The 20,970-nt window shown below is 72.3% G+C and carries 24 protein-coding genes; 15 read left to right on the top strand and 9 right to left on the bottom strand.

Annotated elements, in window-relative coordinates:
- The first annotated feature begins 3 nt into the window (after positions 1 to 3).
- Positions 4 to 282 carry an HPr family phosphocarrier protein gene (locus AB0M59_RS27485; protein WP_364620330.1) on the top strand — a complete coding sequence of 93 codons (279 nt, stop codon included), beginning with the start codon at positions 4 to 6 and terminating at the stop codon, positions 280 to 282.
- 96 nt (positions 283 to 378) lie between these two features.
- Here the strand turns inward: AB0M59_RS27485 and AB0M59_RS27480 are convergent, their stop codons facing one another.
- On the bottom strand, positions 379 to 966 hold the full coding sequence (locus tag AB0M59_RS27480) for a TetR/AcrR family transcriptional regulator (RefSeq protein WP_364620327.1): 588 nt from the start codon (positions 964 to 966) through the stop codon (positions 379 to 381).
- A gap of 85 nt (positions 967 to 1,051) precedes the next feature.
- Here AB0M59_RS27480 and AB0M59_RS27475 point away from each other — a divergent pair, with 85 nt between their 5' ends.
- The 6 genes from AB0M59_RS27475 to AB0M59_RS27450 all read left to right on the top strand — a co-directional run bounded on the left by AB0M59_RS27475 (position 1,052) and on the right by AB0M59_RS27450 (position 7,294).
- Positions 1,052 to 2,344 (top strand): cytochrome P450, encoded by a 1,293-nt coding sequence (locus AB0M59_RS27475; protein WP_364620325.1) that lies wholly within the window; start codon positions 1,052 to 1,054, stop codon positions 2,342 to 2,344.
- Positions 2,341 to 3,231, top strand: coding sequence for an alpha/beta hydrolase (locus tag AB0M59_RS27470; RefSeq protein ID WP_364620323.1), 891 nt, complete (start codon positions 2,341 to 2,343; stop codon positions 3,229 to 3,231). The genes AB0M59_RS27475 and AB0M59_RS27470 overlap by 4 nt, the downstream gene beginning before the upstream one ends.
- Positions 3,215 to 4,060 carry an SDR family NAD(P)-dependent oxidoreductase gene (locus tag AB0M59_RS27465; RefSeq protein ID WP_364620320.1) on the top strand — a complete coding sequence of 282 codons (846 nt, stop codon included), beginning with the start codon at positions 3,215 to 3,217 and terminating at the stop codon, positions 4,058 to 4,060. The genes AB0M59_RS27470 and AB0M59_RS27465 overlap by 17 nt, the downstream gene beginning before the upstream one ends.
- Positions 4,057 to 5,532: an NAD(P)/FAD-dependent oxidoreductase gene (locus AB0M59_RS27460; RefSeq protein WP_364620317.1), complete on the top strand. Its 1,476-nt coding sequence runs from the start codon at positions 4,057 to 4,059 to the stop codon at positions 5,530 to 5,532. The genes AB0M59_RS27465 and AB0M59_RS27460 overlap by 4 nt, the downstream gene beginning before the upstream one ends.
- A 30-nt stretch (positions 5,533 to 5,562) precedes the next feature.
- Positions 5,563 to 6,432 (top strand): NAD(+)/NADH kinase, encoded by an 870-nt coding sequence (locus AB0M59_RS27455; RefSeq protein ID WP_364620315.1) that lies wholly within the window; start codon positions 5,563 to 5,565, stop codon positions 6,430 to 6,432.
- Between the two features lie 178 nt (positions 6,433 to 6,610).
- Entirely contained in the window at positions 6,611 to 7,294 is a 684-nt protein-coding gene (locus AB0M59_RS27450; protein ID WP_364620312.1) for a DUF998 domain-containing protein, read from the top strand.
- On the opposite strand, the gene AB0M59_RS27445 is transcribed toward AB0M59_RS27450, so the two are convergent.
- Positions 7,276 to 8,112 carry a dihydrodipicolinate synthase family protein gene (locus AB0M59_RS27445; RefSeq protein ID WP_364620309.1) on the bottom strand — a complete coding sequence of 279 codons (837 nt, stop codon included), beginning with the start codon at positions 8,110 to 8,112 and terminating at the stop codon, positions 7,276 to 7,278. The two genes, AB0M59_RS27450 and AB0M59_RS27445, sit on opposite strands and share 19 nt — an antisense overlap.
- Positions 8,099 to 8,461: a DNA polymerase ligase N-terminal domain-containing protein gene (locus tag AB0M59_RS27440; RefSeq protein ID WP_364620307.1), complete on the bottom strand. Its 363-nt coding sequence runs from the start codon at positions 8,459 to 8,461 to the stop codon at positions 8,099 to 8,101. Before AB0M59_RS27440 ends, AB0M59_RS27445 begins: the two co-directional genes overlap by 14 nt.
- Positions 8,462 to 8,566: 105 nt before the next feature.
- Between AB0M59_RS27440 and AB0M59_RS27435 the strand changes: the two genes are divergently transcribed.
- The 3 genes from AB0M59_RS27435 (at position 8,567) to AB0M59_RS27425 (ending at position 11,596) form a co-directional block, all read left to right on the top strand.
- Positions 8,567 to 9,004 (top strand): Fur family transcriptional regulator, encoded by a 438-nt coding sequence (locus AB0M59_RS27435; protein WP_364620304.1) that lies wholly within the window; start codon positions 8,567 to 8,569, stop codon positions 9,002 to 9,004.
- Positions 9,001 to 10,512, top strand: coding sequence for a catalase (locus tag AB0M59_RS27430; RefSeq protein WP_364620302.1), 1,512 nt, complete (start codon positions 9,001 to 9,003; stop codon positions 10,510 to 10,512). Before AB0M59_RS27435 ends, AB0M59_RS27430 begins: the two co-directional genes overlap by 4 nt.
- Before the next feature lie 88 nt (positions 10,513 to 10,600).
- On the top strand, positions 10,601 to 11,596 hold the full coding sequence (locus AB0M59_RS27425; protein WP_364620299.1) for a YdcF family protein: 996 nt from the start codon (positions 10,601 to 10,603) through the stop codon (positions 11,594 to 11,596).
- A gap of 98 nt (positions 11,597 to 11,694) precedes the next feature.
- On the opposite strand, the gene AB0M59_RS27420 is transcribed toward AB0M59_RS27425, so the two are convergent.
- The 4 genes from AB0M59_RS27420 to AB0M59_RS27405 all read right to left on the bottom strand — a co-directional run bounded on the left by AB0M59_RS27420 (position 11,695) and on the right by AB0M59_RS27405 (position 15,470).
- Positions 11,695 to 12,102 (bottom strand): RidA family protein, encoded by a 408-nt coding sequence (locus tag AB0M59_RS27420; RefSeq protein ID WP_364620296.1) that lies wholly within the window; start codon positions 12,100 to 12,102, stop codon positions 11,695 to 11,697.
- Between the two features lie 182 nt (positions 12,103 to 12,284).
- The gene (locus AB0M59_RS27415) at positions 12,285 to 13,424 is read right to left on the bottom strand and encodes a DICT sensory domain-containing protein (protein ID WP_364620293.1); all 1,140 of its coding nucleotides are present in this window, start codon (positions 13,422 to 13,424) and stop codon (positions 12,285 to 12,287) included.
- Positions 13,425 to 13,507: 83 nt separating this feature from the next.
- Entirely contained in the window at positions 13,508 to 15,004 is a 1,497-nt protein-coding gene (locus AB0M59_RS27410) for a cryptochrome/photolyase family protein (protein ID WP_364620290.1), read from the bottom strand.
- Between the two features lie 10 nt (positions 15,005 to 15,014).
- Positions 15,015 to 15,470 carry a MarR family winged helix-turn-helix transcriptional regulator gene (locus AB0M59_RS27405; protein WP_364620287.1) on the bottom strand — a complete coding sequence of 152 codons (456 nt, stop codon included), beginning with the start codon at positions 15,468 to 15,470 and terminating at the stop codon, positions 15,015 to 15,017.
- A gap of 54 nt (positions 15,471 to 15,524) precedes the next feature.
- Here AB0M59_RS27405 and AB0M59_RS27400 point away from each other — a divergent pair, with 54 nt between their 5' ends.
- Both AB0M59_RS27400 and AB0M59_RS27395 read left to right on the top strand, forming a co-directional pair.
- Entirely contained in the window at positions 15,525 to 15,977 is a 453-nt protein-coding gene (locus AB0M59_RS27400) for a nitroreductase/quinone reductase family protein (protein ID WP_364620285.1), read from the top strand.
- Complete coding sequence (locus AB0M59_RS27395) at positions 15,974 to 17,170, top strand: FAD-dependent oxidoreductase (RefSeq protein WP_364620283.1); 1,197 nt, start codon at positions 15,974 to 15,976, stop codon at positions 17,168 to 17,170. The genes AB0M59_RS27400 and AB0M59_RS27395 overlap by 4 nt, the downstream gene beginning before the upstream one ends.
- Here the strand turns inward: AB0M59_RS27395 and AB0M59_RS27390 are convergent.
- Complete coding sequence (locus AB0M59_RS27390; protein WP_364620281.1) at positions 17,140 to 17,601, bottom strand: SRPBCC family protein; 462 nt, start codon at positions 17,599 to 17,601, stop codon at positions 17,140 to 17,142. The two genes, AB0M59_RS27395 and AB0M59_RS27390, sit on opposite strands and share 31 nt — an antisense overlap.
- An 81-nt stretch (positions 17,602 to 17,682) precedes the next feature.
- On the opposite strand from AB0M59_RS27390, the gene AB0M59_RS27385 reads away from it, so the two are divergent.
- Positions 17,683 to 18,120, top strand: coding sequence for a DUF4383 domain-containing protein (locus AB0M59_RS27385; protein ID WP_364620278.1), 438 nt, complete (start codon positions 17,683 to 17,685; stop codon positions 18,118 to 18,120).
- Here the strand turns inward: AB0M59_RS27385 and AB0M59_RS27380 are convergent.
- On the bottom strand, positions 18,071 to 19,321 hold the full coding sequence (locus AB0M59_RS27380; RefSeq protein WP_364620276.1) for a glycosyltransferase 87 family protein: 1,251 nt from the start codon (positions 19,319 to 19,321) through the stop codon (positions 18,071 to 18,073). The two genes, AB0M59_RS27385 and AB0M59_RS27380, sit on opposite strands and share 50 nt — an antisense overlap.
- A 97-nt stretch (positions 19,322 to 19,418) precedes the next feature.
- On the opposite strand from AB0M59_RS27380, the gene AB0M59_RS27375 reads away from it, so the two are divergent.
- Both AB0M59_RS27375 and AB0M59_RS27370 read left to right on the top strand, forming a co-directional pair.
- Complete coding sequence (locus AB0M59_RS27375; protein WP_285996014.1) at positions 19,419 to 19,646, top strand: hypothetical protein; 228 nt, start codon at positions 19,419 to 19,421, stop codon at positions 19,644 to 19,646.
- Between the two features lie 20 nt (positions 19,647 to 19,666).
- Entirely contained in the window at positions 19,667 to 20,866 is a 1,200-nt protein-coding gene (locus tag AB0M59_RS27370; protein WP_364620273.1) for a cysteine desulfurase-like protein, read from the top strand.
- Positions 20,867 to 20,970 lie beyond the last annotated feature (104 nt).

Raw genomic sequence — 20,970 nt, 5'->3', positions numbered from 1 at the left:
ACTGTGTACCAACGCCGCACGCTCGTCGCCAGCAGTGTCGGGCTGCACGCCCGGCCGGCCGGCCTGGTCGCGAAGACGGCCGCCGGTCAGCCAGCGAAGGTGAAGATCGCCAAGATCACCGGCGGGGTCGCCGGGGAACCGGTCGACGCGGCCAGCGTCCTCGGGTTGATGACGCTGGGCGCGGGTCACGGGGACGAGGTCGAGCTGACCGCGGACGGTGACTCGGCCCGGGAGTCCGTGGACGCGCTGGCCGAGCTGATCGCCCAGGACCTGGACGCCTGACGGCAAGCGCCCCAAGGCGGCCTTGGGTGCGTTCAACGCACCGAAGGCCGCCTTGGGTGCGTTCAACGCACCCAATGTGGCCTTGGGGCGCTCGGGTCAGGCCGGTCCGAGCAGGGCGATTGACGCCCGGACCGCGAGCTCCGTGACGTCCCCCGCTCGCCCGCCGTCCTCCACCGTGGTCGCGATCAGCTCCCGCAACCCACCCAGGAGCATGATCGCCAGCTGACGGGACGGCGGGCTGATCCCCGCCGCGCGCAACGCCGGGGTGTCCGTCAGCCGCTGCGTCATCGCGATGAACCCCTCCATCGCGTCGCGCTGCAGGTCTCGGGCCGGGGCGCCCAGCGCCGGGACGTCGCGGATCCAGCTCAGCGTGATCGCCGGCTCGGACTCCGCGCACGCGATCCACGCCTCGATCGCCTGGCGCACCTGAAGAGCCCACGGCGCGCGCGGGTCGACGGCGTCGGAAATCTGCTGGATCATCGCGCGGTTCGCGTCCGCCAGCAGCGCGATCAGGCACTCTTCGCGACTGGAGAAGTGCTCGTAGAAGGTCCGGCGGGAGGTGCGGGCGCGGCGGACGATGCCGGCGACCGTCGTGTCGCGAAAGCCGTCCTCGGTGATCGACGCGGCCAGCCCGTCCAGCAGCCGCTGCCGGTGCCGGCGGGTGTCGACGTCCACGGAAGTCACGCTACAGCCCTCCTCTTGAAACCGGATGGTACACCGGCGTACCGTACCGACGGTACGCTCGCGTACCACCTTTCGGGAGGGGTCGATGACGACCATGACCAGCGCGGTGACGCTGCCGCCGGGGCCGACGGCGCCGCGCGTCGTCCAAGGCGCCTACGCACTGACGCAACCGCTGCGCGGCATGCGGCGGCTCAAAGAACGCTACGGCGACACCTTCACGGTGAACGTGCCGATCTTCGGCCACGCCGTCGTGATCAGCGACCCCGGCGAGATCAAGCAGCTCTTCACCTCCGGGCCCGACCTCGTCGACAACCTCGAGGTCAACCTCGGCCGCGTGCTCGGGCCGCACTCGATGTTCGCGTTGTCCGGCGACGAGCACAAACGGCAGCGCAAGCTCCTCGTCCCGCCCTTCCACGGCCGGCGGCTCGCCGCGTACGAGCGGATCGTCGAGGAAGAAACCGTCCGCGAACTCGCGAGCTGGCCGGACGGAAAAGCGTTCGCCACGCTGCCGTCGATGATGCGGATCACGCTCAACGCCATCCTCCGCGCGGTCTTCGGCGCCGAGGGGGCCGAGTTCGCAGAGCTGCGCGAGCTGCTCCCGCCGTTCGTCACCCTCGGCTCCCGGCTGGCCGTCGCGCCGATCTCGAAGAAGGGCCGCTTCAATCCCTGGCGCCGCTTCGAACGGATGCGCCGCGAGTACGACGCGATCGTCGACCGGCTGATCGCGAAGGCGCGCCCGGACGGCGACGACGTCCTCGCGATGATGCTGCAGACCCGCTACGACGACGGGTCCGGACTCAGCCGCGAGGAGATCTCCGACCAGCTCCTCACCCTGCTCACGGCCGGGCACGAGACCACGGCGACGACGCTGGCCTGGGCCGTCGAACGCCTCCGCCGCCACCCCGCGCTGCTCGAAGAACTGAAGGAAGACGACGGGAAGCTCCTCGACGCCACGCTCCTCGAGGTCCAGCGCACCCGCCCGGTCATCGACCTGACCGCCCGGCAGGTCAAGCAGGACGGCTACCGGCTGGGCCGCTGGACGCTGCCGAAGGGGTACGCGGTGCTCGTCAGCATCGCCCTGATCCACGACGACGACGCGGTGTTCCCGAATGCGGCCACCTTTGACCCGCATCGCTTCCAAGGCGCGCGCCCGGACCTGTACCAGTGGATCCCGTTCGGCGGCGGCACCCGCCGCTGCATCGGCGCCGCCTTCGCCACCATGGAGATGACGGTCGTGCTGCGGACGCTGCTGCGGGACTTCACCCTCGAGCCGACGACCGACGCCGACGAACGCTGGCACTCGCGGGGCGTGGCCTACGCCCCCGCCAAGGGCGGGCGCGCGATCGTGCACCGCCGGAGCACCGGAGGAGATTCGTGACCGAAGAGATCGCCGACGCCGGCCGGGGGATTTCCCTGGCCTACGAACGGATCGGGGACCGCGGCGCCGAGCCGCTGGTCCTCGTCGCCGGACTGGGCCAGCAGCTGCACAGCTGGCCGGACGCGTTCTGCGCGCGGCTCGCCGAGCGCGGCTTCGAGGTCGTCCGGTTCGACAACCGCGACGCCGGCCGCTCGACCCACCCGCGCTTCCGGCCGTCGAGGCTGCCCGCGATGTTCGCCGGCCGCTTCCCACCGGAGCAGTACGACCTGACGGACATGGCCGCCGACACCGTGGGCCTGCTCGACGCGCTGAGCCTCGACCGCGTGCACATCGCGGGCGTGTCGATGGGCGGCATGATCTCCCAGACGGTGGCGGCGTTGCACCCGGCGCGCGTCCGGACCCTGACGTCGATCATGTCGACGACCGGGTCCCGCCTGATCGGCCGCCCGGCGTTCTCGACGTTGCGGCTGATGGGCGCGAAGCCGCCGAAGTCCCGCGACGAGGCCGTCGAAAGCGCCGTGAAGATGTTCCGGCACATCAGCTCGCACGGCTTCCCGTTCGACGAGGCCTGGGTGCGTGAAAAGGCCGGAGCGGGCTGGGACCGCGACCCGACGGCGGGCGGCGTGGGCCGTCAGCTCGGCGCGATCCTCAAGTCCGGCAACCGGACCCCGCTGCTCCGGCGGATCACCGCGCCGACGCTGGTGATCCACGGCGACCGCGACCGGATGGTCCACCCCACCGGCGGCGCCGCGACGGCCCGCGCGATTCCCGGCGGCCGCCTCGAAACCGTGCGCGGCATGGGTCATGACCTGCCCGAAGGCGCGTGGGACACCGTGCTCGACCTGGTCGGCAAGCACCTGAGGAGCAGCGATGTCACGGCCCCGTAGCATCACCGGCCGGCCCGTGGTGATCACCGGCGCCGCCTCCGGCATCGGCCGTGCGCTCGCCACCCGGCTGTCCCGGCTCGGCTCCCCCGTCGCTCTGGCCGACGTCGACGCGGACGGGCTCAAGGCGACCGCGGCGGCACTGCACGGCCGCGTGCTCACGCGCGTGCTCGACGTCCGCGACGCCGACGACCAGCTCGCGTTCGCCGGCGAGGTCCGCGAATGGCTTCCGGCGCCGCTGGCCGCCGTGTTCAACAACGCCGGCGTCGCGGTCACCTCGTCCGTGCTCGACGCGGTGCCCGAGGACGACGACTGGCTGCACGACATCAACTTCCGCGGGGTGGTGCACGCGACGCGGGCGTTCCTGCCGATCCTCGCCGAGCAGGGCGAAGGCGCGATCGTCAACACCTCCAGCGTGTATGGCCTGCTCGGGGTGCCCTACCAGAGCGCCTACTGCGCGGCGAAGTTCGCCGTCCGCGGCTTCACCGAGTCGCTGCGGCAGGAGCTGGCCGGCAGCGCGGTCCGCGCGATCACCGTCCACCCGGGCGGCATCACGACGAACATCGCGCGCAACGCCCGGGTGCGCCGGGACCCCACCGGCCAGGGCCGGAGCCGCGACGAGATGGCCGCGCAGTTCGAGGCCATGACCATGACGTCGCCGGACAAGGCCGCGGCGATCATCCACACCGGCGTCGACCGCGGGAAGGCCCGCATCCTCGTCGGCCCGGACGCCTACCTGTTCGACGCGCTCGCCCGCGTCACCCCCACCCACTACAACGCCGTGCTCACGCGCCTGATGAGGCGCCCGCGGCGAACGGAGGCCGTGCGATGACCGAGCACGTCGAAGTGCTGATCGTCGGCGCCGGATTGTCCGGTGTCGGCGCGGCCCACCACCTGCGGACGGCGTTCCCGCGCAAGACGTACGCGATCCTCGAAGCCCGCGACGCCATCGGCGGCACGTGGGACCTGTTCCGCTACCCGGGGGTCCGGTCCGATTCGGACATGCAGACCCTCGGTTACCGGTTCCGGCCGTGGACGAGCGAGAAGGCCATCGCGGACGGCCCGTCGATCCTGAAGTACGTCCGGGACACCGCGGCCGACGCCGGGATCGACCGGCACATCCGGTTCGGGCACAAGGTGGTCCGCGCCGAATGGTCCACAGAGGACGCGCAGTGGACGGTCGAGGCGACGCACGACGGCGAGGCCGTGCGGTTCACCGCGAAGTTCCTCTACCTGTGCAGCGGCTACTACGACTACGCGGGCGGCCACACCCCGGAGTTCCCCGGCATCGAGAACTTCGGCGGCACGGTCGTGCACCCGCAGCACTGGCCCGAGGACCTGGACTACGCCGGCAAGAAGGTCGTCGTCATCGGCAGCGGCGCGACGGCCGTGACGCTGGTGCCGGCGATGACCGACCGCGCCGAGCACGTCACCATGCTGCAGCGCTCCCCCACCTACATCCTGTCGCTGCCCTCGGAGGACGCGCTGGCCAACCGGCTGCGCGGGCTGCTCGGCCCGAAGCTGGCGTACCCGATCGCGCGGTGGAAGAACGTCGCGGTGAGCACGCTGATCTACCAGCTCAGCCGGCGCCGCCCGGGCGTGGTCAAGGCGATGATCCGCAAGGCCGCGATGAAGCAGCTGCCGCCCGGGTACGCCGTCGACACCCACTTCAAGCCGCGCTACCAACCGTGGGACCAGCGGCTGTGCCTGGTGCCGGACGGCGACCTGTTCCGCTCGATCAAGCGCGGTGACGCCTCGGTCGTCACCGACCGGATCGCCTCCTTCACCGAGACCGGCATCCGGCTCGAATCGGGCGACGAGCTGCCCGCGGACGTCGTCGTCTCGGCCACCGGGCTGCGGCTGCTGGCCTTCGGCGGCATCGACCTGGTCGTCGACGGCGACCCCGTCAAGCTGCCGGAAACCATGGCGTACAAGGGAATGATGCTCAGCGGCGTGCCGAACTTCGCGTTCACGATCGGCTACACGAACGCGTCGTGGACGCTCAAGGCCGACCTCGTCGGCGAGTACGTCGTCCGGCTGCTGCGTCACCTCGACCGCAACGGGTATGACCAGTGCGTGCCGGTCAACGACGACCCCGCGGTCACCGAGCGGCCGCTGCTCGACTTCGACGCGGGGTACGTGCTGCGGGCGATCGACGAGTTCCCGAAGGCCGGCTCGCGGGCACCGTGGACGCTGGGCATGAGCTACGCGCACGACGTCGTCAAGCTGCGGCACGGCCGGATCGACGACGGCGCACTCCGCTTCTCGCGGCGGAAGGCGGGAGCGGGCAGACTGAGCGCATGACGTTCTCTTCGCCTGTCCGGGGTCGCTGACATGCACTCCGCGGGACTTGTGCTGCACCCCCGCCGCGACTCGGCGGCCGCCGTCGAAGCCGTGCTCGGCTGGGCCGGCAACCGGAACATCGAGATCCTCGGCATCGCCGATGAGATCGTCCGCCTGAACTGCGCGGCGATCGGGGTGACGCCCGAGGAGCTCGGCCGCCGGTCCGACCTGGTGGTCAGCCTGGGCGGCGACGGCACGATGCTGCGGGCCATGCGGCTGGCCGACGGCCAGCGCGCGCCGGTGCTCGGGGTGAACCTCGGCAAGCTGGGCTTCCTGGCCGAGGTCGACGTCCCCGACCTGCCCGGCGCACTCTCGGCCATCGACGACCACCAGTTCACGGTGGAGCCGCGGCTGGCCGTGGACGCCGTGCTGGAGGGCCGCCGGATCACGGCGTTCAACGACATCGCGGTGGTGCGCGTACCCGGCGACGGCAGCGCGGTGGTGGCGGTGCACGTCGGCGGCCAGCAGTTCGTCAGCTACTCGGCGGACGCGGTGGTCGTCGCCACCCCGACCGGCTCGACGGCGTACAGCTTCTCGGCCGGCGGCCCGATCACCAGCCCGTCGGTCGAGGCGCTGCTGGTCACACCGGCGGCGCCGCACTCCGCGTACAGCCGGGGCATCGTGCTGTCGGTGCACGACGAGGTGACGCTGGAGCTGCTGCCGACCAGCGGCCGGCTGGCGGTGGAGGTCGACGGCCAGGTCCAGGGGTACGTCTCCCCCGGCGACCGCCTCGACCTGCACGCCCGCCCCAGCGCGGCGCGGGTGGTCCGGCTCGGGATGACGACGTTCTACCAGCGGGCGCGCCGCAAGCTCCGGCTGACGGACTCGGCGGAGATCCCCCAGCAGGACGGCGAGCGCTGACGCGCACTTTCACGTGAAAGCTCCGCCCCAGGTGGTCACTTTCACGTGAAGTGCCGCCGGGGGTATGGGTGGTACGGGTCACATCTCGGGCGTGTCCCGCGATGGTCACGGAAAGGTCACAGGTAGCGTCCCCGGCTTGCGCCTGAACCAGCCGAGCCGTCGCGGAGTGTCTTAACGCATGCTGTCCCCTTCACCCATCCGTCCCTCACTGCCTGCCCGGCTGCTCGTGCCCGGGGCACTGACCGCCCTCGCCGGCGCCGTCGTCCTGCTGGCCGTGCTGCACCTCGACCGCCGGCTCGCGCCACTCGACCCGGTCAGCACGATGCTCAGCGACTACGCGCTGAGCCCGGGTCGCTGGATGTGGGACGGCGCGCTGCTGCTCACCAGCACCGGCTCGGCGCTGCTGCTGGTCGCGCTCTACCGCCGCGGACTGCTGGCCAACCCGGCGCTGGTGGCGGCGAAGGCGCTGTGGTGCCTCAGCCTGCTCGCGGTCGCGGTCTTCGCGAAGGATCCGCAGGGCGGCGCCATCACGGCCACCGGCAAGATCCACCTCTACGCCTCGGCGGTGACGTGCCTCAGCCTGCCGATCGTCGGCTGGACGCTGGGCCGCCGCCACCGCGACGACCCGCGCTGGCGCCGCTTCGCGACCTGGTCGCGCCGGCTGGCGCTGGCCGCGATCCCGTTCTACCTGCCGTTCATCGTGCCGTTCGCGGTGAACGTCGTCCTCGGCGGTCATCTCCCGACGGTCGCGACCGGCCTGGTGGAACGCCTGATGATGGTGCTGGAGATCGCGCTGCTCGCCGTCCTCGGCCACTGGGCCCACCGGGCGATGCGCGCCGGGGTTCAGCTGCGGCGGGCGTAAGCCGCGATCCGGTCGACGGCCGGCGCCGACGCCGGCATCCGGAGCGCGCCGGTGCCGATGCCGAGCTGCCGCAACGCCTCCTTGATCCCCGCCACGGTGCCGCCCAGCACGTCCGAGACCTCGTCCGCACGCGCCTGAGCCGCCCGCTCGGCTTCGGCGTCCCCCTCTTCGACCGCGATCGCCAAATCCAGGAACGGGTCCGGGAACGCCGCGGACAGGCCCGACACGATGCCCGCCCCACCGGCCCGGGCCACCGCCGCCAGGTCCGTGTCGGCGCCGGACCAGAGCCGCGCGTCCGGCAGCGCCGCCCGGAAGTCCGCGAACCGCGCCGCCGCGGCACCGGACAGTTTGCCGCCCCGGAGGCCGGTCGCGGCGAACTCCGCCGGGGTGAGCGTGACGCCGGTGCGCTCCGGGAACAGGTAGCCGTAGACGGCGGCATCCCCGGCGGCCTCGGCGACGGCGGCGAAGTGCCGCCGGACCGCCTCGGCGTCCACCGGGAGGTAGTACGGCGTGAGCACGGCCAGGCGGGTGGCCCCCGCGGCGAGCGCGTCCGCCGTGAGCGCCACGGCCTCGCGGGTGCTCGCCGCGCCGACGTGGACGATCGTGCGATCCGGCCCGAACACCGTCAGCGCGAGCCGGGCGAGTTCCCGGCGTTCGGCACGGTCGAGTGCGGGGAACTCGCCGGTCGTCCCGGCGACGAAGACGCCGTCCACCCGGCCGTCCAGCCGGTTCAGCAACGCGGTGTTCGCCGGTCCGTCGAGCGCGCCATCGTCGCGGAAGAGCGTGGGCGTGGCGGACAGGACCTCAGCGCGCGGCATCGGCGTCTCCCGGCTGGTCGCGGGTGCGGTGCAGGAGCCAGTCCCGGCCGGTGCGGATCAGCGCGTACCGGACCGCGCCCGTCCGGCCGTGCAGGGTGAACAGGATCCGCTTCTCCGTCCGGTCGTGCTCCTCCCACCAGCCCGTGTCGGCGACCTTCTTCGTGTCGTCCTCGTAGGCGAGGTGGTCGAGCGCGTGATCGGGCACGGCGACCGCGAGCCGGTTGCCGCTCGCGTCCGGCGGGAGGCCGCGCGGCACCGCCCATGAACGCAGCACGCCGTCCTCCTCGAGCCGGAGGTCGAAGTGGTGCCGCGGGCGCCAGTGCTCGTGCAACACGAAGGCCGGTTTCACCCCTCCACCATGCCAGAACGGTGTGCCATTACCCGTTTTCCGGCCGGTCAAACCGTCCATCCGAGGACTTGACCCGATCCAGAAGAGCGCGGACGGTGGGGTGTCATGAGCGATGCGACCACCACACTGCGGGCCGCCGGCCTGCGCGTCACCGCGCCCCGGCGGGCGGTGCTCACGTGGCTGGGCGGCCATCCTCATTCCACAGTGGACGAAATCGGCGCCGGGGTCCGCTCGGTGCTGGGATCCGTGTCCACCCAGGCGGTCTACGACGTCCTGGGCGCGTGTGCGGCGGCCGGCCTGATCCGGCGGATCGAGCTGCCCGGCCACCCGGCCCGCTTCGAACGGCGGGCCGGGGACAACCACCACCACGTCGTGTGCCGCCGCTGCGGGCGGACGGAGGACGTCGACTGCGTGGTCGGCGCCGCCCCGTGCCTGACCCCGGACGACGCACACGGCTTCCTGGTCGACGAAGCGGAAGTGGTGTTCTGGGGCGTCTGCCCCGCTTGCCGCGCCACCACTTCCCGGAAAGAGGCATCACCGTGACCGAACCGACCACCACCGACGCCGGCATCCCGGTCGAGAGCGACGAGCACTCGCTCACCGTCGGTCCCGACGGGCCGATCCTGCTGCACGACAACTACCTCATCGAGCAGATGGCGCAGTTCAACCGCGAACGCGTCCCCGAACGCCAGCCGCACGCCAAGGGCAGCGGCGCGTTCGGGCGCTTCGAGGTGACCGGCGACGTCAGCGCGTACACGAAGGCCGCCGTCTTCCAGCCGGGCGCGAAGACCGACCTGCTGGTCCGGTTCTCCACCGTGGCCGGGGAGCGCGGCAGCCCCGACACCTGGCGCGACCCGCGCGGCTTCGCGGTGAAGTTCTACACCGGCGAAGGCAACTACGACATGGTCGGGAACAACACCCCGGTGTTCTTCGTCCGGGACCCGATGAAGTTTCAGCACTTCATCCGGTCGCAGAAGCGCCGCGCCGACAACAACCTGCGCGACCACGACATGCAGTGGGACTTCTGGACGCTGTCGCCGGAGTCGGCGCACCAGGTGACGTGGCTGATGGGCGACCGCGGGATCCCGCGGACCTGGCGCCACATGAACGGCTACAGCTCGCACACGTTCATGTGGGTCAACGCCGCCGGCGAACGTTTCTGGGTGAAGTACCACTTCAAGACCGATCAGGGCGTCGAGACGTTCACGCAGGACGAGGCCGACCAGATGGCGTCGGCCGACACCGACTACCACACACGCGACCTCTACGAGGCGATCGAGCGCGGCGACCACCCGAGCTGGACGTTGAAGGTGCAGGTCATGCCCTTCGACGACGCGAAGACGTACCGGTTCAACCCCTTCGACCTGACGAAGGTGTGGCCGCACGTCGACTACCCGCTGATCGACGTCGGCCGGATGACGCTCGACCGCAACCCGACCGACCACCACGCCGAGATCGAGCAGGCCGCGTTCGAGCCGGGCAACCTGGTGCCGGGGATCGGCGCGAGCCCCGACAAGATGCTGCTCGGCCGGCTGTTCTCCTACCCGGACGCGCACCGTTACCGGATCGGCGCGAACTACCGGCAGCTGCCGGTCAACGCGCCCGTCGCCCCCGTGCACAGCTACAGCAAGGACGGCGCGATGCGGTACACGAAGGTCTCCGACCCGGTGTACGCGCCGAACTCGAAGGGCGGCCCGCGTGCGGACGTCGCCCGGTACGGGCAGCCGGCGGGCTGGCACACCGACGGCGACATGGTCCGCACGGCGTACACGCTGCGCGAAGACGACGACGACTGGGGCCAGGCCGGGACGATGGTCCGCGAGGTGCTCGACGACGACGCCCGCGGCCGGCTCGTCGACAACGTCGTCGGGCACCTGCTCAACGGCGTCTCCGAACCGGTCCTGCTGCGAGCGTTCGACTACTGGCGCACCGTCGACAAGGACCTCGGCGACCGGATCGAGTCGGGCGTGCGCGCCAAGCAGGACGAGACCGACCCGAAGGCCGCGGACCAGGGCAACCCGGCGCGGTCGAGCATGCAGCACAAGGCCTGACGGGATCCACTGTGGACGCGGACCCGGTGGGCGGCCACCGGGTCCGCGTGCTCTACCTTGGCCTCTTCGGGGGAGGTGGGGGGGCCGGGTGAGCGTCACCGCTGTCGTGCTGCCCGGCTGTGCCGCGGCGGCCTTGCTGGTGTTCGCGGTCCGCTTGGCCCGCGAGCCGCGCCGGCTCGGCAACGCCGTCTGGCTCGGGGTGGCGCTGCTGCTGAGCGGACTGTGGCTGTTGCGCGCGGCGCTGCACCTGGAGTGGCTGACGCCGATCCTGGTCGGAGTGCTGGCGGTCGTCGCGGCGGTGGTCGCGGTGGTGCTGCCGGGCGCGCTGATCGTCAACGGCGTCCGGATGGTGCGGCGCGAAGGCCGGAGTCTCGCGAACCTGCTCTCGTTCCTGCTCGGCGTCGGCATGCTGGCGCTCGAAGGGCTGTTTTTCGCGCCGCTCGGCCGCTGGGGCTCGGCCCTGGTGGCGACGGCCGCGGTGCTCGCCTGCTACTTCGGGTTCCTGTTCGCGTCCCTGCTCGGGTACTCGATCCTGTACGGCAGGCTGCGGCGGCGCACGGGCTTCGACGCGATCATCGTGCTGGGCAGCGGCCTGGCCGGCGACCGCGTGACGCCACTGCTCGCGGCCCGGCTCGACCGCGCGATCCGGCTGTACGAGCGCGAAGCGACGCCTCCGCTGCTGGTGGTGTCAGGCGGCTGCGGTCCCGGCGAGACGACGACCGAGGCTTCGGCGATGCAGGAATACCTGCGCTCGCACGGAATCCCGGCCGACCGGATCCGCCGCGAAGACCGCGCGACGACGACCGAGGAGAACCTGGCGTTCTCGGCGAAGCTGCTGCCCGGCGGCGTGCGGCCGCCCCGGGTGCTGGCGGTGACCAGCAACTACCACGTGTTCCGCACGGCGGTGGAGTGCCGCCGGCTGGGCCTGCCGTTCGACGCGACGGGCGCGCCGACGGCGCGGTACTTCCTGCCGAGCGCGCTGCTGCGCGAGTTCGCGGCGCTGATCCTCCACTACCGCCGCACGACGATCGCGGCGTGCACGCTGATCATCGGTGGCGGGCTCCTGCTAGCGATCTTCGCTTAGCCGCATGTCTTGACTGACCCACCAAACGTCCTGAATGAGTCATTCAGGTCTTCGGAGGTCCTGAATGACTCATTCAAGACACCCGAGAGGCCGGTCGTCTAGGTGGGCACCGCGGCGATCGCCTCGACCTCCACCGCGTAGTCCGGCCCCGCCAGCGCCGCCACGACCGCCAGGGTCTGTGCCGGGAAGTCGCCCTCCGGGAACCACTTCGCGAACGCCTCGGCCTGTGCGACGCGGTACCCGGCGAGGTGCTCGGTGCCCGCCACCAGCGTCAGCAGCTTGACGAGGTGCTCCGGCCCGGCCCCCTCGGCTGCGAGGAGCGCTTCGAGGTTGGCGAAGATCTGCCGCGCCTGCGCTTCTGCGTCGGCCGCGAGCTCTCCATCGGGTGCCACGCCGAGCTGCCCGGCCAGGAAGACGAGCCGGTGCCCAGCGGGCACCTCGGCCAGGTGGCTGTACCGCCCGAGCGGCGGCGCGACGGTTTCCGGGTTCCAGCGGCGCGGCTTCACGCACTGATGATCGCAGACCCGGGTTCCGCGGGGGTGCAAGTTGCGCTGGTGGATCTTCGCACCCGCTGCTGGTTTCGGTTCTCAACCGGCGCCGCGACTTACGCCGAACCATCGCCAACTGTATAGGTCGTTATACATAAGCGTGGCCGGCGACGCTGCCCAGTCGAACCGGCGAGCCGCCGTCAGCGGAACCAGGCACCCGCCGCCGAGCGCATCATCAGGCCCTGCGGCTCCGGCGGGATCGGCAACGAGCCCTGGCTGGGCGGCCACAGCGTCACCGTCGGCACCTCTCGCAGCTGAGCGCGGAGCTTCCCCAGCGGCAACGGGCGCCGGCGGGTCAGCAGCGTCGTCGTCCGCGGGTGCAGGTCCACGAACGGATAAGTCGCGTGCAAAGCCGCCAATCGGCGCTGCAGGTGGTGGCTGCGGGACGCCAGCTCCGCCGCCGGCACCGCCGGCTGGACCACCAGGAACTCCCCCGGTCCGAGCCGGACCGCGCGGTCGAGCGGGCGCAGTCCGCCGCGGAGCAGGTCGGCGATGTTCTGCTCCGTGTGCATCCGGACGCGGGTGCCGTGGCGCCGTTCGACCGCGGTGAGGTCGTCGACCGCGATCAGCACCAGCCCGAGCGGCACCGTGTCCGTCGCGTCGCCGAGCCATCGCGTCAGGCCCGCCAGGGTGTCGAGGCCGGTGTCCGGGTCGACGGCCGGGCCCGCGACCGGCGGCGCCGAAGCGCGCGCCTCGTCCAGCCGGGCCGCCACGTGCCGCAGTGCCGCCTCCGCCCGGCTCTCGACGTCGACCACCGCCGGGGTCTCCACCGACGCCAGGACCTCGTCGACCTTTCGCCGCACCGCCGGGGGCAGCCGTTCGCCCATGGCGTCGCGCAGCCGGACGACCTCCGCGTACGCCTCGTCGCGGCGCAGCCCCCAGCGGCCGCGGAACAGCCGGGCGCGCTCGACCGACGACGCCTGCGGGTCGACCTCGTCCAGGTCCTGCGCGACGACCGAAGCCCCGAACGTCGGCGACAGCACGGCGACCGACCACTCGCGCGCCATCGGCTCATCGGGGCGCAGCAGCACCGGTGTGACGCCGTGCGGGAGGTCGGGGCGGCCGGAGTCGACCATGCCGACGACCGTGACGGCCGCCTTCCGCGCGATCCGCGCGTACATGTCGCGCTCTCGCTCGAAGTACGGCAACCGCTGGAACAGCGCGAACACCACGGTGTCGGCGCCCGTCCCGTCGGCGAGCGCGGCGCGCTCGACCGCGTGCGAGGCGGTCACCAGAGCACGTTTGGACAGCACGCCAGCGCGCTGGTCTGCGTCGGACACGGAGGATCGCCTTCGCCGGGGAAAGGGAGGCAATCACCGTAAAAGAGCAAAGACCATCCGGCTAGCTACACAATGGTGTGGACTCAGAAGTGGCGACGGTCAGCCTCTCGGGCGACAACCTCGTCACGGTCCGCAAGTCTTTCCAAGCCCCGCAACGGCTGCCGCATCCGGTGGTTGCCCCGCAGCCGTCCCGCGTTGCGGTCGAGGAACGCCCAGTACCCGGCGGTGAACGGGCACGCGTCCGGTCCGGTCCGCTTCTTCGGGTCGAAGACACACCCGGGGCAATGGTCACTCATCCGGTTGATGTACGCCCCGCCGGCCGCGTACGGCTTCGTCCCGACGAGCCCGCCGTCGGCGTACTGGCTCATGCCGATCACGTTCGCCGGCATCACCCACGGGAACCCGTCCACGAAGGCGGTCGCGAACCAGCGGGTCAGCTCGGCCGGGTCGTACCCGCGCTGCAGCGCGTGGTTGCCGAGCACCATCAGGCGCTCGATGTGGTGGGCGTAGCCGCGGTCGCGCACGCCGGCGAGCGCGGTGCGCAGGCAGGCGGCTTCGACGGCGTCCGCGTCCAGCGAACGCCACCAGTCCGGCAGCTCGCGGTGCGCCTGCAAAGCGTTGCGGCGCAAGTACTCCGGGCCTTGGTGCCAGTACAGGTGCCACACCCACTCGCGCCAGCCCAGTACCTGTCGGACGAACCCTTCGACGCTGCTCAGCGGCGCGTCACCGGCCCGGTAGCGCTCTTCGGCCCGCCGCACGACGTCGCGGGGGTCGAGCAGGCCGAGGTTGAGCGGCACCGAAAGCAACGCGTGCGCCATCGCCCAGTCGTGGGTGAGCATCGCGTCCTGGTGGGGCCCGAACACGGGCAGGCGGTGCTCGAGGAACCGCCGCAGGGCGCGGTCCGCTTCGTCGTGCCCGACGGCGAACCGCCGCGGGCCGTCGACGCCCACCGGGTGGATCTTGCCGGCGCGCTCGGCTTCGTCGAGCTCCGCGCGGACGCGGTCGTCGACCTCGTTCTCCCGCGGGCGCCAGGGCGCGGGCACGTCGAGCCGGGTGGTCTTCGGCGGCGGCTGCCGGTTCTCCTGGTCGTAGTTCCAGTGCCCGCCCTCGGGTTCGCCGTCCGGCTCCAGCAGCACGCCGAACTTGCGGCGCTGGTCGCGGTAGAAGTCCTCCATCACGAACCGCGTGCGCCCATCGGCCCAGCCGGCGAAGTCCTCTTTGGACAGCATGAACCCGGGCGTCGGCAGGATTTCCGTGACGAGGCCTTCGTCGCGCAGCCGCCGGACGAAGGCGTCGGCGGCGTGCGACGTCGGCTCGTGCACGACGACCGGCCGCCCGAAGCGGCGCAGGCCAGTGCGAGAATCCGGGGCGTCAAGCAGAGTGACGCGGTCGCCGAGGTCGGCGGCGAGCCGGTACAGCGCGGCCTGGACCAGGTGCAGCTTCTGCCGGTGGAACGGCTTCGCGGCGAAGGCCGCGGCCGAGCGGATCAGCAGCACGTCGCGGCCGCGGTGTTCGGGAGTGCTGTGGAAGTGCGGCCCGAGCTGGTCGGCGAACAGCCAGAGCGCGGGCTCGTCTCGCATGGGCGGAACGCTAACCCGCTCCGGGCGGCTCCGCAGCGTACGCGCGCAACACTTCCATGGTGTCGCCGAGGAACTTCGCCACCACTTCGGCCTGCCCCGGCTCCAGCTCCGCCGTCAGCCGGGTCACCGCGTCGACCAGCGGGGCCAGCGCCGCCCGGACCTCGGCGCGGGCCGCGTCGGCGATGACCAGCGTGACGCGGCGCCCGTCGCTGGGGTGGCGGTCGCGGCGGACGTGGCCGGCGGCCTCCAGGCGGTCGACCAGGACCGTCGCCGACGCGGAGCGGATCTTGAGCGCGTGCGCCAGGTCGACCGTGCCCATCGGGGTGCCCGCGGCCAGGTGCTGCAGGGCCTGCACGTCGGTCGCGCCGAGGTCCAGGCGCCGGGCCAGGGCCAGCTGGACGTCGTGGGCGAGCGCCAGCAGGTCCCGCAGGGCGAGGTTCACCCGGAACGCGACGCTGTCTTCCACCTGGCCATTCTATGGTAGCTAGACAATCTAGCTAGTTTTGCTACCGTGAACCTGGTGGACGTGCGAGCGATGAACGCCGAAATGACCGCCAAGCTGATCGACGCGCCCGGCGAGGCCCCGCCCGAAGGCGGGTACGCGCTGCGCGTCGTCGAGACCCGCGGCCGCAGCACCGGCGAACCGCGGCTCGTGCCGCTGGCCGTCGTCGCGCGGGACGGCGGGCGCTACCTCGTCTCGCCCGTGCGCGACCGCGACTGGGTCGCGAACCTCCTGGACGCGCCGGAATGCGCGCTGCTCGCGGCCGGCGAACGGCAGGACTGCCGCGCCGAGACCGTCGACGGCGACGAGGCCGCCGGAGTGGTCGCGACATACCTGGCCGCGATGTCGGTGCCGTGGGCGGTCAAGGCTTTCCCGGTCCCCCAGGACGCGAGCCTGGGGCAGATCCTCGAACACCTGCCCGGAATGGCGGTGTTCCGGCTGTCCACCGTGGACACTTTGGACACGGCGTGAGCGTCGCGATCGCGGGCGGCGGCCCCGGTGGGCTGCTGCTCGGCTACCTGCTCGCCCGCGCCGGGATCGACGTCACCGTGTTCGAAGCGCGCTCCGACTTCGACCGCGACTTCCGCGGCGACTCGCTGCACCCCTACACCCTCGAACTCCTCGACCGGCTCGGCCTGGCCGACGACCTCCTGCGGCTCGACCACTTCAAGGCGCGGTCGTTCCGCTTCCACACCCCGTCCGGCGTCTACAGCTGCGCCGACTACGACCGGCTCGACACGCCGTTCGGCTACGTAGCGCTGATGCCGCAGGTGCGGTTCCTCGACTTCCTCGCCGAGCGGGCCGACGCGCTGCCGGCGTTCACGCTCCGGACGAACGCCAAGGTCACCGGCCTGCTCGAAGAGGACGGGAAGGTGACCGGCGTCCGCTACCGCGGCGGCGAGCTGACGACGTCGCTGGTCGTCGGCGCCGACGGGCGCTTCTCGACCGTGCGGCGGCTCGCGGGCCTCGTCGCACGGCCGCTCGGCGCCACCACCGACCTGCTCTGGTTCCGGCTGCCCCGCTCCCCCGGCGACCCGCCCGACGCCGACCTCGACCTCTACTTCGGGCGCGACGCCTACGTCGGCGTCCTCGGCGGGGTCCACGACTGGCAGGTGGGTTACAGCATCGGGAAAGGCTCGTACCCGGTGCTGCGCGAAGGCGGGGTCGAGCCGATCCGGGCGTTCCTCCGCGAGCGCGTGCCGTGGCTGGCCGACCGCGCGCACCTGCTCGCGGACTTCTCGCAGACGACGTTGCTGTCGGTCGACATCTCCCGCGTCGAACGCTGGCACCGCCCGGGTCTGCTGCTGCTCGGCGACGCGGCGCACGTCATCTCCCCCATCGGCGGCAACGGCATTCTCATGGCGGTCCAGGACGCCGTCGCCGCGGCGAACCGCCTGATCCCGGTGCTGCGCCGCGGTGCGGCCGGCCCGGACGTCCTCGCCGGCGTCCAGGCCGACCGGATCCGCGCGATCGAGCGGGTCCAGGCCGGCCAGGTGCGGGTCGAGAAACGTGCCGCCGCCGCGCGGGCGCGTGGCCGCGGCACCGCACCCCCGGCCCTGCTCAAGCTCCTGTTCGCCGTGCCCGCGCTCCGCACCCGCGGCGCGCGCGGCAACGCCTACGGGCCGTTCCCGCCTCAGCTCGACGAGTCCTTGCCGGTGTCGTAGGACGTCCAGCCGCCCTCACCCTCGGCCGCTTCGACGTCGGCGTCGGCGGAGGCCGCGTGGGTCATCGCGGCCACCGTGCGTTCGAGGCCCTGCTGGACCTCGCCGCCGTCGGCCTCGCGAACGCTGTGCAGCGTCACGGTGATCTCCGACGACGCCGGGCCGTCCTCGGCGATCCTCAGCTCGCCGTGGTAGTCGTCAGGACCTTCCGCGCCCCACGTCAGCGACCGGTTCGCCGAGTCGGTGTGCAGCCACGCCTCGCTCGCGACCCGCTTGCCGTGGACCTCGGCCTCGACGTGCACGCTGTCGCCGCCCTTCGGCTCGGCGACCTTCATCTCCGGGAAGTACCGCGGCAGGTTCTCGGGGTGGCTCAGGAACGCGAACAGCTCGTCGGCGTTGACGTCGGCGGTCGCGGTGTGGCGGTACTCGGTCATCGTTCACTCCTCGGTCCGATTTCACCCCGATTACCCCTGAACCAGTGCATTAAAAGGGCGCTCGCGGGGAATCCGGGAAGCATGGCGACCACCGAACCCGAGACCCGGGTGCCGAAGCGGGGCCCCGACCCCGTGCAGGGCATGGGCATGCTGATCGGCCTGCTGTTCCTGGTGCTGGGCGCGCTGGAGCTGATGCCGGGGGTCACGGTCGGCGAAGGATCCGCGCGGACCCTGTTCGGGGTCTTCGCGGTGTCGGGGGCGTGGACGGTGGTGCACCTGCTGACCGGCGCCACCGCGGTGTTCTGCACCCGCTCCTCGCGCGCCGCCGCCCGGTTCCTGGTCGCCGCCGGTGCGTGCTACGCCGTGGCCGGCCTCGCCGGGCTGCTGCCGTTGCCGCGGTCGGTGACGGACGCGCTGCCGCTGAACACGGCGGGGATCTGCCTCGCGCTGGCGTTCGGCACGGCGATGCTCATCCTCGGAGCGGGCTGGCTGTGGCGCCGGCCGGAACGGCGCCGCTGAGGTCGTCGGTCCGCCGCGGGAACCGCACGAGCACCGCCATGACCAGCACCGCGAGTCCGAAGAGGACATAGCCGTTGCCGGTCAGCTGCTGAAGGAAGGTCCAGTCGCGCTCCACTTCGCCGCCGCGCGGCCACCACCACTGCGGGCCGGTGACGAACAGCACGACGCCCACCCCGGCCACGGCGGCGAACCCGAGTCGCCGGGTGCGACGCGCCAGCTCGGCCCAGCCCAGCAGCACGACCACGGCCCAGACCCAGTGGTGCGTCCACGAGATCGGCGAGACGAGCAGGCCGCCGACGGCGTTCAACCCGAGCGCGACGGTCGTCTCCCCCGCGGCCAGCGCGCGCCGCACGCCCAGCGCGGTCAGCACGAGCACGACCGCGACCAGCGGCAGCCACCACGCCGTCCGCGCGTCCGCGGGCACCCCGGCCCGGGCGAGCAGTCCCAGCAGTGACTGGTCGCCGGCGTAGGTCGGTTCGCCGACGCGGCCGGTGTCCCAGAGCGCGCTCGTCCAGTACCGCACCGAGTCCGCCCCGGCGAGCAGGAAGCCCAGCGCCGTCGCGGCCAGGAAGGTGACGACGCCGGTCAAGGCCGCCCGGGTGTCGCGGCGGAGCAGGAGGTACAGCAGGAAGATCGCCGGGGTCAGCTTGATCGCGGCGGCGAGGCCGATCAGCAGGCCACGCGGCCACTTCGGGGTGTCGACCAGGACGTCCAGGACGACGAGCGCGAGCAGGAGCACGTCGAGCTGCCCCGCGTACACCGTGCGCAGGACCGGCTCGAGCACCTCGGCGGCCAGCAGCAACACCACGACCCGGCGCCAGTCGCAGCGTGCCCCCAGCGCGCGCAGCACCGTGACCAGCACCAACGCGAGCAGGCCGAGGGTGCCCACGGTGACCACGAGGCAAGCGGCCCAGTACGGCAGCACCGCGAGCGGCGCCAGCAGGATCGCCGCGAACGGCGGGTAGGTGAACAGCAGGAGCTGACCGTCGCCGGTGGGCGGCAGCGTGCCGTACAGCGCGTCGCCGTGCAGCAGCGCCGCCGACCCGAGCCGATAGACGTCCAGGTCGACGCGGTACGCGGGGAACCGCACCCGGCCGTCGTTGTACGACACGAGCAGCGCCACCAGCACGAGCGCCTGAGCACCCAGTAGCACGTACGCGTTCCCCAGCTTGGCCCGCACCTTGCGTCCCCCTCGGATCATCCTTGGCATTCTGTCGTGTCCCCACCCGGGCGCCATCCGGGAAACCCCCGGACTCCGCCCCCTCAAAACCGCTTGCCCGCCGTGCCAGCCTGGGCGGATGGGGACACCGACCGGCTTCACCTACCGCATCGACGAACACGGCACCGTGACGATCACGCACCACGGCCGTCCGGCCGGGACGCTGCGCGGGTCCGCCGCCGCGCGCTTCCTGGCCGCCGCCGACCGCGGCGACGACCAGCAGCTGCTCATGGCGCGCGCGACGGGCAACTACAAGCACGGCAACGAGCGCCGGGCCCGCGACCACGCCCGCAACCGCGGCCGCTGACTTCCTGGCACGCTGACGCCATGAGCTACGACGTGCGGACGATCCGCAAGCACTTCCCCGCGCTGACCGCCGCGCACTTCGACGGGCCGGGTGGCTCGCAGGTTCCCGACGTCGTCGGCGAAGCGGTGGCCGGGACGCTGTGCTCCGGGATCGCCAACCGCGGCGTCGTCACGGCCGCCGAGCGCCGGGCGAGCGCGGTGGTCACCGAGGCGCGCCAAGCCGTCGCCGACCTGCTCGCCGCCGATCCGGCCGGGGTCGTGGTCGGGCGCAGCATGACGCAGCTGACCTACGACTTCTCCCGCACGCTCGCGAAGACCTGGGGCCCGGGCGACGAGGTCGTCGTCACCCGGCTCGACCACGACGCGAACATCAGGCCGTGGGTCCAGGCCGCGGAGGCCGCCGGCGCGACGGTGCGCTGGGCGGACTTCGACCCGGCGACCGGGCTCCTGGCGCCGTCCGCCGTCACCGAGCTGCTGTCCTCGCGGACGCGGCTGGTGGCGGTCACGGCGGCGTCGAACCTGCTCGGCACCCGGCCGGACATCCCGGCGATCGCGGCGGCGGTGCACGACGCGGGCGCGCTGCTGTACGTCGACGGTGTCCACCTCACGCCGCACGCACCGGTCGACGTCACGGCGCTGGGGGCCGACTTCTACGTCTGCTCGCCGTACAAGTTCCTCGGCCCGCACCTCGGGCTGGTCGTGGCGGCGCCGTCGTTGCTGGAGACGCTGCACCCGGACAAGCTGCTGCCGTCGACGGACGCCGTCCCGGAGCGGTTCGAGCTGGGCACGCTCCCGTACGAGCTCCTGGCCGGAACGACGGCGGCGATCGACTTCCTCGCCGGTCTCGTGCCCGGGTCCGGTTCACGCCGCTCGCGGCTCGTCACGTCGCTGACGGCGCTCGGGGCCCACGAAGACGTGCTGCTGGCCCGCCTGGACGCCGGTCTGGCGGCGCTTCCCGGGGTGACCCGGTACGGACAGCCGTCGCGGCACCGGACGCCGACGGCCTTGTTCTCCGTCGACGGCGTCGCGTCGCAGGCGGTGTACGAGCACCTCGGCGCGCAGGGGGTCAACGCGCCGGCGGGGAGCTTCTACGCGATCGAGTGCTCGCGGCACCTCGGCCTCGGCGACACGGGTGCGGTGCGGGCGGGGATCGCGCCGTACACGACGGAAGCCGACGTCGACGCGCTCCTCGCCGCTGTGAAGTCCCTCCCCCGGAGCTAGGTCTGCCGCGGCGGGTCGTGAGTGAGAAACAGGGTTTCCGACGAGCACCACCAGCACGGCGCTCGCGCACACCCCGATGAGCGCGACCTCGTGCCCGTGCCGGC

The organism is Amycolatopsis sp. NPDC051371, from assembly GCF_040682155.1.
Lineage (GTDB): Bacteria > Actinomycetota > Actinomycetes > Mycobacteriales > Pseudonocardiaceae > Amycolatopsis.
Note: the sequence above shows the minus strand (reverse complement) of the source record. Positions and strands in the feature narration are given on the sequence as shown.